8 protein-coding genes are annotated in these 12,088 nt (G+C 62.5%); 2 read left to right on the top strand and 6 right to left on the bottom strand.

The window, feature by feature from the left end; translation table 11 throughout:
* Positions 1–180 precede the first annotated feature (180 nt).
* On the bottom strand, positions 181–1,005 hold the full coding sequence (locus CPA54_RS01280) for an N-acetylmuramoyl-L-alanine amidase (RefSeq protein ID WP_249085403.1): 825 nt from the start codon (positions 1,003–1,005) through the stop codon (positions 181–183).
* A gap of 597 nt (positions 1,006–1,602) precedes the next feature.
* Between CPA54_RS01280 and CPA54_RS01275 the strand changes: the two genes are divergently transcribed.
* A complete protein-coding gene (locus CPA54_RS01275) occupies positions 1,603–4,401 on the top strand; it encodes a ribonuclease E/G (protein WP_249085402.1) in 2,799 nt (932 codons plus the stop codon).
* 91 nt (positions 4,402–4,492) lie between these two features.
* Here CPA54_RS01275 and CPA54_RS01270 read toward each other — a convergent pair whose 3' ends face one another.
* Entirely contained in the window at positions 4,493–4,894 is a 402-nt protein-coding gene (locus CPA54_RS01270) for a hypothetical protein (RefSeq protein ID WP_232086311.1), read from the bottom strand.
* An 85-nt stretch (positions 4,895–4,979) separates the two neighbouring features.
* Complete coding sequence (xseA, locus tag CPA54_RS01265; protein ID WP_249085401.1) at positions 4,980–6,431, bottom strand: exodeoxyribonuclease VII large subunit; 1,452 nt, start codon at positions 6,429–6,431, stop codon at positions 4,980–4,982.
* 75 nt (positions 6,432–6,506) lie between these two features.
* Here xseA and purD point away from each other — a divergent pair, with 75 nt between their 5' ends.
* Complete coding sequence (purD, locus tag CPA54_RS01260) at positions 6,507–7,745, top strand: phosphoribosylamine--glycine ligase (protein WP_249085400.1); 1,239 nt, start codon at positions 6,507–6,509, stop codon at positions 7,743–7,745.
* 81 nt (positions 7,746–7,826) lie between these two features.
* On the opposite strand, the gene CPA54_RS01255 is transcribed toward purD, so the two are convergent.
* The 3 genes from CPA54_RS01255 to polA are packed head-to-tail and all read right to left on the bottom strand — an operon-like array spanning position 7,827 to position 12,001.
* Positions 7,827–8,504, bottom strand: a complete 678-nt coding sequence (locus CPA54_RS01255; RefSeq protein WP_249085399.1) for an HAD family hydrolase — start codon at positions 8,502–8,504, stop codon at positions 7,827–7,829.
* An 18-nt stretch (positions 8,505–8,522) separates the two neighbouring features.
* On the bottom strand, positions 8,523–9,185 hold the full coding sequence (locus CPA54_RS01250; protein WP_043561521.1) for an SCO family protein: 663 nt from the start codon (positions 9,183–9,185) through the stop codon (positions 8,523–8,525).
* 35 nt (positions 9,186–9,220) lie between these two features.
* Positions 9,221–12,001, bottom strand: coding sequence for a DNA polymerase I (gene polA, locus CPA54_RS01245; protein ID WP_249085686.1), 2,781 nt, complete (start codon positions 11,999–12,001; stop codon positions 9,221–9,223).
* Between the last annotated feature and the right edge of the window lie 87 nt (positions 12,002–12,088).

The raw sequence follows: 12,088 nt of genomic DNA, 5'->3' as shown, positions 1-12,088 counted from the left end.
TCCAGATATCTACGAAAACCCGAAATGGGAAAAAATACCCCTGAACGCAGCAAAGCAACCTGCTCGCCTGTATGGCGTTCAGGGGTTCATAAGTCGTAGAAGGAGGGCGTGAAAAAATGTCATTACCCCTCCACGCTAGCGAGCAATGACAGGGAATGCAAGCGGAACTCTCTGTTTTTTTTACAGCATCCCTTTCCGCTGCCGCAGGAAATAGCCATCAATGGCCTGTTTCATGGCCTGGGTGATCTGCGTACGGTGGGCAGCACGACGCAGCGCCTGTTCATCCAGATGGTTGGACATGAACCCCATTTCCACCAGAACAGACGGAATGTCTCCAGACTTCAGAACCCGGAAGGCCGCATGGCGGGATGGATGATGCAGGAGCTGGATGCGGTTCTGGAATGACCGGATCACACTGGCCGCCATATGCGCAGACCCCCGGCGCGTCTCTTCATGAACAAGACTGTTGAGTATTTCCTCCACATCCGGCGGCACGTCGGCCATGCCCGGCCCGGCAAAACGGTCGGCACTGTTTTCCGTCTCTGCCAGCAGGGCGGTCTGCCTGTCCGAAGCGTTGCCGGACAGCGTATAGACACTGGCCCCACGCACATCAGACTGATGCAGCGCATCGGCATGCATGGAGATGAAAAGATCCGCCTTGTGCCGATGGGCCAGCTCCACCCGCCCGGCAAGGGGGATGAAACGGTCATCCGTCCGGCTCAGCACCACATCATACCGGCCAGACGCCATGAGAAGCGCACGCAGCTCCGTTGCTGCAGCCACAGCAATATGCTTCTCATACGTTCCTGAGACACCGATGGCCCCGGGGTCTTTTCCGCCATGGCCAGGGTCCAGCATGATGACGGGTCTGGGCGGTGATGCTCCACGCAATACGGCGGGAGCCTTCCGCAAGCCATGCCGTGCTGCCGCAGCCTTTCCCCCTCCGCCCGCCAGCAGCCCGCTGGCAGCCGCACCAAGAAGATGACGACGTGTCAGCTTTGCCATGGTGATCCTCCTCCCTCTCCGGTCCAGGTCCTGCCTGTCACACCCCATTAGGCGATCATTCCTGCCACGGGAACAATCTTCCTGCTTTCTTTGGTTAACAGCCCGATACAGACAGGAAAAAATGGCTTTATTCTGCCCCTTTCACCCCCCCCCAACTACCCACTTGCCATGAAGGCCGATTTAGGCCATTGTCGCTTTGCAGAAGCCCGGATCTCCCATGCATCCCCGCCCCTGACAACGGGCAGGCAGGACAGCATCAGACAGGGCCCGCACATGCAGTACCTTTCGCGCCGTTTGGTGCAGATAGCCCGGGACGGTTGTTCCCGGTGTGCTCACACCCTGGCGGAGACACTGCATCCGAACCACAGGCAGCCTACCCGGATGGCCACACCATCCCCCGGCGGGCTGCGTCAATTCCCGATGGCAGGACCTGCCATCAGCGTGTTTACCAGAGGCTGCAATGCTGTTCTGTGTTATCCAATCTGGCGACCCCCTCAGGGTATCTGCCCGCAAGAGACCGGACCACCTGCCCTCTGCTGACCAAGACAATCGGCGCAGACAGGGCCATGACCCGTGCGCCACGGAGTCCAGTCCTTCATGACAAAGCAGATGCTCATAGACGCCACACACGCCGAAGAAACCCGCGTTGTGGTCATGAACGGCAAGCGCATTGAAGATTATGATGTCGAGACATCAGCGCGCCGTCAGCTCAAAGGCAACATCTACCTCGCCAAGGTCATCCGTGTAGAGCCCAGCCTCCAGGCGGCCTTCGTGGATTACGGCGGCAACCGCCACGGCTTTCTGGCCTTCAGCGAGATCCACCCCGACTATTTCCAGATCCCCGTTGCGGACAGGGAAAAGCTCCTTGCCCTGCAGGAAGAAGAATACGCTGCCGAGCAGCGGGGCCGGGACAGCGATCCAGAGGCTGATGATGACGAAGACAGCCTTCCCGAGGATGACGAGCCCGGCCCGGAGATCGTCAGCGGGGAACATGATACCGGTGAGGAACAGAGCGCCAGCCGCCGCATGGCCCGGTTCCTCCGCAATTACCGCATTCAGGAAGTCATCCGCCGTCGGCAGGTGATCCTTGTCCAGGTTGTCAAGGAAGAACGTGGCAACAAGGGCGCCGCCCTGACGACCTACCTCTCCCTTGCCGGACGATATGGCGTGCTGATGCCCAACGCCCTGCGTGGCGGTGGGGTCTCCCGCAAGATCACCTCCGAAACGGATCGTCGTCGCCTGCGGGACATTGTCGGCAAGCTGGACCTGCCCCGGACGATGGCCATGATCATCCGCACGGCCGGTGCAGGCCGCCCGGAAGCGGAAATCACCAAAGACTGCGACTACCTTCTCCAGCTATGGGACAACATCCGCAACCACGCCCTCTCCTCCATCGCCCCGGCGCTGATCTATGAGGAAGCAAGCCTGATCAAGCGGGCCATCCGGGACCTGTTCACCCGTGATATCGAGACCGTACTGGTGGATGGGGAAGAGGCATGGAAAAACACGAAGGAATTTGCCCGCCTGCTGATGCCCCACAATGCCAGCCGCATCCGCATGTGGCAGAACAGGGGGCAGAATCTCTTCGCCCATTATCAGGTGGAGAGCCACCTGGAGGCCATGTTCTCACCGACGGTAAAGCTGGAATCCGGCGGATATCTCGTCATCAACCAGACTGAAGCTCTGGTGGCCATTGACGTCAACTCCGGCAAGTCCACCTCCCAACGCAATATCGAGGAAACCGCCCTCCGCACCAATCTGGAGGCGGCCGAGGAGGTCGCCCGCCAGCTGCGCCTGCGTGATCTGGCCGGGCTGATCGTGATCGACTTCATCGACATGGAAAGCCGCCGCCACAACAGCCAGGTGGAAAAGCGCCTCAAGGATGCCCTCCGGGTGGACCGTGCCCGCATCCAGCTGGGCCGCATCTCCCATTTCGGCCTGCTGGAAATGTCCCGGCAGCGTCTGCGCCCCTCCATTGCCGAGAGCATGCTCAGCCCCTGCCCGCACTGTCAGGGTACCGGCTTCATCCGGGGTGTGGAAAGCATGGCCCTCCAGGTCCTCCGCAGCGTGGAGGATGAAGCCAGCCGCCGTCGCTCTTCGGACATTATCGTCCATGTCAGCCCCAGCATCGTTCTTTACATGCTCAACAGCAAACGGGCTGCCATCAGCCAGCTTGAACAACGGCATGACATGACCATCCGTTTCGAAAATGACGACAGCCTGCCGGAAGGCGAGCTCCGCATCGAACGGCTGGCCGCACGCCAGAAACCCTCCCGTGAGGACAGCCCTGTCAACACGGTCCGTACGATCGACATCACGGAAGGGGCTGCCCCTGCAATGGAAGCCAGCCTGCCAGCCGAGGCCGAAGATATCCGGGACGAACAGGAAACAGGCAGTGAAAGCAGCTCCCGTCGTCGCCGCCGCCGCCGTGGTGGACGTCGCCGCAACGAGCAGGAGACCCGGGACGAAACGGCAGAGACCAGCCTGCAGGAGGCGAGCCCTGCGGCGCCAGAGGCTGACAGCACGGCAGATACCAATGATGACCAGGCTCTCATGCCCGGTCGTCGCCGAACAAGGACACGGCGTGTCACGACCGCCGCTCCGTCTGCTCCAAGCCACCGTGAAGAAGAGACCGAGCAGCCCAGCCGCCGCCGTGAACGCCCGGCATCCCGTCGCCGCCCGGCACGCCATCAGGATGAACCGGCCCCCAGTCAGGCATCTTCTGGCTATCAGGGACCAACACCGGCCAATCCCTTCCAGGGGGCTGGCATCGACATCTTCGACATGATGGAACAGCAGGAGGCCCGCCTGAACGGACGTGCTGAAGCCCCTCCTGCCACAGAAGAAGAACCTGCCGTTTCCTCCCGCCCCCACAGGCAGCCCGTGGAAACGGGAAGCCCTGCAGAAGGGGATGATAAAAAACCGGCCCGTCGCACCCGTACCCGCCGCCGCCCGGCTACACGCAGCCGCATCGTGGTGGACGAAGAGCAAGAAGAGGACGACAATCGTGTCGTGAAGATACCGGCCCGTCCAGTCGATCCTGCCGAGGCTGAAGAGGAAGCCGCTCGTCGTCAGGCGCGCCGCCCCCGTCCCCGCCGCCGCCCGGCACGGAACGAAACGGCAGAAGCGGACGCTGCCCCGGCTGCGGAAGAGGCGCCTGTTTCTGTCGCTGAAACCGGTGTGGACAATGAGACACCAACCGAGACAGAGGCAAAACCAGCCCGTCGGCGGCGCCCAGCTCGCCGCAAAAAGGCGGACACGGCAGAAGAGGCCCCTGTAGCAGCCGCCCCCAAGGCTGAGGACACAGCCCCGGTCGAGAATGTGGCAGCACCGCAGCCTGTCAATATCGATGAGGCAAAGCCCAAAAAGCGGCGTGTCGGCTGGTGGAAGCGCTAAAGGCGCCTCCTCCCCCTCCCATCGGAGCCCATGAAAAAGGGCGGCCAGATCACTCTCTGGCCGCCCTTTTCACATCCACACAAATATGATGTTAGCGACAGACGCTATTGTTGCCATCCTCCGCAATGAACGTCCCCGTCAATGGCTGGAAGCAGGCATTACGGGTACAGCTGTTGCCTGTGGCCAGACTGCGACCATAGATTTCGCTCCCCGTACTGGCCTGCTCACGCAGGGCCGTACCACAAAGCGGTGTATTGACGGGAGCAGATGGCAGGTTCGTCTTCATCTGTGGTGAGGACGAACTGTCCCCGCTCCCCCCACCGGACGGCGCCCCAGCAAAGCTCTGGATGGCCGGATGTTGCGCTGCCTCGACCTGCCGGGCTGTTGGCTGGCTGCTACAGCCTGCCAGGACACTCCCTGCCACAAGAAGCAGGCCACAGCCCAGTCTCTGCAAGCCACATCTGTGGCGGCGCCTCGCAATGTTACGCACCATATCCCTCCTCCACATCCTCATGGATGTCCTGTCCTTCCTCGGGACGCCATGATGGCTCCCGGGGCTCCGAAATCTCCTGTGCAGACTATCTGCGGCCTTCATCCGGGTCCAGCCGGGCCTGCCGGACACCATCCGCAAAGGAAAGCTGCACATGGCTCCCCACTGGCAGGGCAGCGGATGATGTCACGGCATGACCTGCCTCATCCTGCACCAGAACATAGCCCCGTTCCAGAATGGCGAGGGGTGAGACGGCCTTCAGATGCCGGGCCACCCCTTCCAGCCTCGTCCGCTGGAGGGCAAGCCGGGACTGCACCGTCTCCAGCCGCAATGGCGCCCGCAGCAGACGCATCTGGCAGCCATCCAGATACCGCTCCCAACCAGACTGCAACCGCCCGGCCTGTGCCTCCACGAGGCCACGCCGCTGCCCCATGACGGTCTCCACAGCGGGCAAATGATAGGCAGCCTGCCCCAGCCGGGCACGGGCACGCATCACAAATCCCGGCAGGGCCAGCTCCAGCCTCTGGGCACGATCATCCAGCCGCATCCGGGCTGTGTCCAGAAGCCCCGGAAGGTCCGGCATCCGGGCCACCACGGCCTGGAGCCGCAGCCCCTGCCGCTGCAATATCCCCGCCAGACCACCAGAAAGCCGTGCCGCCCGATGGGCGAGGTCCGCCATCAGCTCGGACCGCAGGGGCACCGCCATTTCAGCGGCGGCAGTCGGTGTGGGGGCCCGACGGTCGGCAGCGTAATCAACGAGGGTCGTATCCGTCTCATGCCCCACGGCAGAAATCACCGGCAGGGGGCAGGCCGCCACGGCCCGTACCACGGCTTCATCATTGAAGGCCATCAGGTCCTCCAATGAGCCACCACCACGGGCCACGATCAGCACATCAGGCGGATTGGGAAGGTTCCCCATGGCCTGCACGGCATGGGTGATCTGACGGGCTGCCCCTTCCCCCTGCACTGCCACGGGCCAGAGCAGGACATCCCGCGGGAAACGGCGGGATATGGTCGTGCAGATGTCGTGCAGCACCGCCCCGGACCGGGACGTCACCACCCCCACGCAACGGGGCAGGAACGGAATGGGCTTCTTGCGCCCCTGATCGAACAGCCCCTCATCCCGCAGGCGGACACGCAGGGCTTCGATCCGGGCCAGAAGGGCACCTTCCCCTGCAAACTCCATGCTGTCGATGATGAGCTGATAGTTTGAGCGTTCGCCATAGGACGAAATCTTCCCGGTGGCGATGACCTCCGTTCCATTCTCCGGCACCATCCCCAGCCGGGAAACGTTCCCCCGCCAGATGACACCCGATATCTTCCCGCCCTCATCCTTGAGGGAGAGATAGACATGACCGGAAGCATACCGCTTCATCTCCGTGATCTCGCCACGGACACGTACCCGCCCGAAGGTGCCTTCCAGCACACGTTTGATCGCCGAGGAAATGGCTCCTACGGAATATTCCGGTATGTTGCTGCTCCCCGGCCCCGTACCGCCCTGCGGTCCGGCGGGAGAAAGAAGGGTCTCTCGTTCCATCATGCGGCCATTCTATGCTAAATGGCAGATGACGTGAAAGCGGCTATCTGCATCACACGAGATATAAAAGGAAACAGGATGCGCGTACTTCTGGTGGGTTCAGGTGGGCGGGAACATGCCCTTGCCACAGCCATTGCCCGGTCCCCTTTGCTGGACACACTCTTTGCCGCCCCCGGCAACCCCGGCATGGCAGCCTGCGCACGCTGTGTTCCCATTGCAGCTGATGACATTGCCGGTCTTGTCGAGTTCGCCCGGAAGGAAAAGATCGACCTCGTCGTACCGGGGCCAGAAGTCTCCCTCGTGGCAGGGCTAACCGATGCCTGCCAGAAAGCAGGCATCGCCTGCGCTGGCCCCTCCCAGGCTGCCGCCGCTCTGGAAGGCAGCAAGGCCTTCACCAAGGAAGTGGCCGATGCTGCCGGTATCCCCACCGCCCGCTGGCAGCGTTTCGACGCCAGCAGCAGCAAGGAGGCCGCCAAGGCCTACGTCCGTGAACAGGGTGCTCCCATCGTCATCAAGGCGGATGGTCTGGCCGCCGGCAAAGGCGTGGTCGTGGCACAGAGCGTGGATGAGGCTCTGGATGCCATCGACCGCCTCGGCCTGCCGCTGGTGATCGAGGAATGTCTTGTCGGACGGGAAGTGTCCCTCTTCGCCTTCTGTGCGGATGACAAAGCCAGCCTGATCGGGGCTGCACGGGACCACAAGCGGGTCGGTGATGGCGATACCGGGCCAAACACCGGCGGCATGGGAGCCATCTGCCCGCCACCGGATTTCGACCGGGCGGCGCAGGAAGCCGCACTGGACCTCACGGTCCGCCCGATGCTGGCCGAGATGGTCCGCCGGGGCACGCCGTTCCGTGGCGTCATCTTTGCTGGCCTGATGCTGACGGAAGAAGGGCCGAAGCTGATCGAATACAACGTGCGCTTTGGTGATCCGGAAGCACAGGCCCTGCTCATCCGTCTGGAAAGCGACCTTCTCCCCGCCCTCAAGGCTCTGGCGGAAGGCACGCTGTCCGAGGACAGCATCCGCTTCTCGGACAAGCCGTCCATTTCTCTGGTGCTGGCCGCCAAGGGATACCCGGATGCGCCCGTCAAGGGCGGTGTCATTTCCGGGCTGGACCGGACGGAACAGCTGCCCGGTGTATCCGTCTTCCATGCCGGAACCAAGATGGATGGCGACCGGCTTCTGGCCAATGGCGGGCGTGTCCTGACCATCTGCGCCACGGGTCCCACGGCAGCCAAGGCACGCTCCCGGGCCTATGAAGCTGCTGCGACCATCCAGTGGGATGACAAGATGCTCCGCAGCGACATCGGGCTGTAAGATTTTCCGCACCTGCAAAACAGGCCCGGCCCATGAAAATGAGCCGGGCCTGTTCCGTATGAACCTGTCCGCCGGGTTCTGTCAGCTTTCCGTTTCTGACAGCAGATTCGGCAGTTCCCACAAGCTGTCAAACTGATAGGTAGGTTTCATCTCCCTGCAAATCTCTGCCACACCGTGACCGTAACTGGCCCAGCAGACATCCATGCCAAGGGTCTGGGCAAACCCGATATCCGCTGTCGTATCACCCACCATGAGGCACTGCTCCGCCCCCCAGCCCGGCAGCATATGGGCCAGACGCTGCGTGAAAACCTCCTTCTCCGGCTTGCGGGGCAGCCCCTCTTCAGCACCGATGGACGCCTCAAAAAACGGCTCCAGCTGAAACCGGGCAAGGCTGTGCCGCAGGGTCGGGCCGTGCTTGTTGCTTACGGCAATCATCCTGTAGCCCCGCCCCTGGAGAATCTGGAGCACCTCACGGGCTCCGTCATACAGATAGGTTTCTTCCTCATCCGCCTGGGCATAACGCTGGCGGTAGGCAGCCACATAACGCTGGGCCTCATCCATGGAGGCCCCTTCATCCACAATGCTCTGATAGAACCCCTGTAGCGCATCCCCCTTGCCCAGCCGCTCCTTCAGGTAGGAACGGGGCGGTGGCGTCCGGCCGATATCCGTGAAGGCCTCCTCCAGACTCCGCAGGATGGCAGGGCGGGTCTCGGCCAAAGTGCCGTCATAATCCAGCAGAAGAATGGGGTAACGTAGCATGTGGGCTCTTCCTTGCTCTCAATTCTGTCCTGAACGGGCCATGATCTGTTCCAGACCCGCCGTCAGACCAGCTGCATCATCCGTCACGGGCAGCGTGTCAGCGTAATGACCTTCCGGTGTCATGACCACAAAAGATGGAGCCGACTGATAGTAACTCTGCCCCGGCTCCAGCGCATAGGGCGCATGGTAGAGGCGTGTCATGGCCTGTGTCATGTTCGGGGTCGCAAAGACCGGGAAGATGTGCGGGGCTACGCCCATCACATAGTCCTTCAGCGTGTCCGGGTCTTCCGCCCGGGCATCCAGCGAGACGACCAGAGGCAGGACAGGCTGGCCTTTCTGCTTCATCGTCACGAGGGTCTGGTCCAGAGCCTTGAGCGGAGGCTGGCAGCGTTCCGGCGGGCAGCGTGGGTCCACAAACCAGACGACCGTCCATGAGCCCCGGAAATCACCTTCCGTCACCATGCCACCACCAAGGGAAAAGACCCGGAAGGAGCCGCCCACCACATTGCCCTGTGCGTGAACCCGTGCCCCTTCATCCGCCCCTGTGGAGAGCCAGTAACCACCATAGCCCAGCAGCCCTGCCAGCAGGATCAGCCCCAGAACGACCAGCCCGGCCCGACGGACGACTGTTTTCTTCGGGTCAGTTTCCGGGCCTGCCCCGGTCTTCGAACGGTCCGTCATGTCTGTTCCTGTCTCCTCATTCCTGTCCGGCTGCATCAGTGCGCCTCAGCCCAGTTCTGGCCAAGCCCCGTTTCCACGGAAAGAGCGACATCCAGCCTGGCCACGGATTCCATGACCTCCCTCACGAGGGCCGCCGTCTCCTCAGCCTCGGCTTCCGGGACTTCAAAAAGCAGCTCATCATGTACCTGAAGCAGCATCCGGGCCTTCAGCCCGGCCTCGGCCAGACGGTCCGGCAGGGTGACCATGGCCTTCTTGATGATGTCCGCCGCTCCACCCTGCAGGGGAGCATTGATGGCCTGACGCTCGGCATAGGACCGCTGCGCTGCCTGCTTTGCCGTGATTCCCGGCACATAGCAGCGGCGACCGAAGGGGGTCAGCACATAGCCCTTCTCCCGGGCCTCTTCCTTCATCTTTTCCATATAATCCCGGATACCGGGATAGCGGTCAAAATAGGCCTCAATATAGCGTTTGGCCTCACCCTGCGGCACCTGAAGCTGCCGGGCCAGCCCGAAGGCTGAAATGCCGTAAATGATGCCGAAATTGATGGCCTTGGCCCGTCGCCTTGTCAGCGGGTCCATCTCTTCCAACGGGATGCCGAACACTTCAGACGCCGTGCGGGCATGGATGTCCTGCCCGTGACGGAACGCATCCAGCAGCGGCTCAATCTGCGCCACATGGGCCAGAAGGCGCAGCTCGATCTGGCTGTAATCGGCAGACAGAAGCCTGTACCTCGGAGCCGCCACGAAAGCCTGACGGATGCGTGCCCCCTCCTCCGTGCGGATGGGAATGTTCTGGAGGTTCGGCTCGTTGGAGGAGAGACGCCCCGTGGTCGTGGTCGTCATCTGGAAGGTCGTATGCACACGCTGGGTCTTCGGGTCCATCAGCTTGAGCAGCGCATCCGCATAGGTGGATTTCAGCTTGGCCAGACGCCGCCAGTTCAGGATTGCCGTCGGCAGGTCATGGCCCTGCTCGGCCAGCTCTTCCAGCACACGGGAATCCGTTCCCCACGAGCCCGTTTTGGTGCGCTTGCCACCGGGAAGGCCCATCTCATCAAACAGGATTTCCCCCAGCTGCTTGGGCGACCCGATGTTGAAGGGCCGCCCCGCACGGTCATGAATCCCCTGTTCCATCTCCACCATGCGGGTGGCGAAGTCCTCCGACAGGCGGCGCAGCTCATCGGCGTCCACCCGCACGCCAGCTTCCTCCATGCGCTCCAGAACGGTGATGAGCGGGCGTTCCATTTCCTCATACAGGGCCGCCGCCTTCTGGCGGGGCAGCGTCACACGCAGCACCTCCCAGAGGCGCAGCGTCACGTCGGCATCTTCCGCCGCATAGGCAGTTGCTTTATCCAGCGGCACCTGCGTGAAAGGCACCCGGTTGCGCCCCTTGCCCGTCACGTCATCATAGGGAATGGGGGTATGATCCAGATGCAGGCGGGAGAGTTCATCCATGCCCTGCCCGTGCGCCCCGGCGGACTGGGCATAGGACAGCAGCATTGTATCATCCAGCGGGGCAATGACCTCCAGACCGGCCTGCCGCAGGATGGTGAGGTCATATTTTGCATTCTGGAAAATCTTCAGGACGGCCTCATCGGCCATCAGCGGGGCCAGCTGATCCAGCGTGGCCTTCACGTCCAGCTGGTCGCCCACGGGAGCTTCCAGCGTGCCTTCATGACGGAACGGCACATAACAGGCCCTGCCCGGAGCCACGGCCAGAGACAGGCCAACAATTTCGGCCGTGCGGGCGTTCAGGCCGGTTGTTTCCGTATCCACGGCCACACGTCCTGCGGCACGGGCGGCGTCGATCCACCGGGCCAGCGTGTCCCTGTCCGTGACGGTCTCATAGGGACCGAAAGGAGCCTCACTGCGGGGTATCTCCCCGGCATCCTGCCCCTCTGCCGCAGCTGAGGCCGGGCTGGCCTCGGGCCTGCGCTGTGCCGGGTGGCGGGCCTTGCCGCCAAAACCCATGCGCTGGAGAATGGAAGAGAACCCCATACTCTCCAGCCAGCTCCGCAACATTTCGGCGTCCGGCTCACGGGGACGCAGCTCATCGACAGGTGTCGGCACGGCCACATCATCCGCCAGCAGGACAAGCTGCCGGGAAATGCGGGCACCTTCGGCGTGATCGATCAGATTCTGCCGCCGCTTGGAAGGCTTCATCCCGGGGGCTGCGGCCAGAACGGCCTCCAGCGATCCATATTCATTGATCAGCTGCGCCGCTCCCTTGGGGCCGATGCCCGGCACGCCCGGCACGTTGTCGGTGGAATCCCCCATGAGGGCCTGCACATCCACCACCTTGTCCGGCGTGACGCCAAACTTGGCTTCAACCTCGGCCAGACCGATGGGCTTCTGCTTCATCGGGTCTTTCAGGGAGACACCGGGGCGGACAAGCTGCATCAGGTCCTTGTCTGACGAGATGATGGTGCAGCTGCCGCCCTGCTCCACGACCAGGCGGGCATAGGTCGCCAGCAGGTCATCCGCCTCCCAGCCCGGCAGCTCGATGGCCGGAATCCCGAACTGGTCGGTTGCCTGACGGATGAGGTCGAACTGGGGGCGCAGGTCTTCCGGCGGTTCGGGGCGATGGGCTTTATAATCAGGGTAAATGTCGTTACGGAATGTCCTGCGGCCTGCATCGAAGATCACGGCCATCGGCTGGCCTTCATGCTCCTTGATGAGCCGGGAGAGCATGTTGGTGAAGCCATAGACGGCATTGACGGGCACACCCTCCGGGCTGCTCATGGGGGGAATGGCAAAGAAGGCACGGAAAATGAACCCCGAACCATCCACCAGAACCAGATGTGTGTTTTCTGACGTCACGCCGTCTTTCTCCCCTGCCCGTGCTGGCAGATCAGTCTTGCAGATGCTTTCTTCTCTAGCCGATTTCCGCCGTTTTAAAAACGGCCC

The sequence above is a fragment of the Parasaccharibacter sp. TMW2.1890 genome, from assembly GCF_023337645.1.
In the GTDB taxonomy this organism is placed as follows: Bacteria; Pseudomonadota; Alphaproteobacteria; order Acetobacterales; family Acetobacteraceae; genus Bombella; species Bombella apis.
The sequence above is the reverse complement of the archived record's forward strand: the minus strand, read 5'-3'. Positions and strand labels throughout refer to the sequence as shown.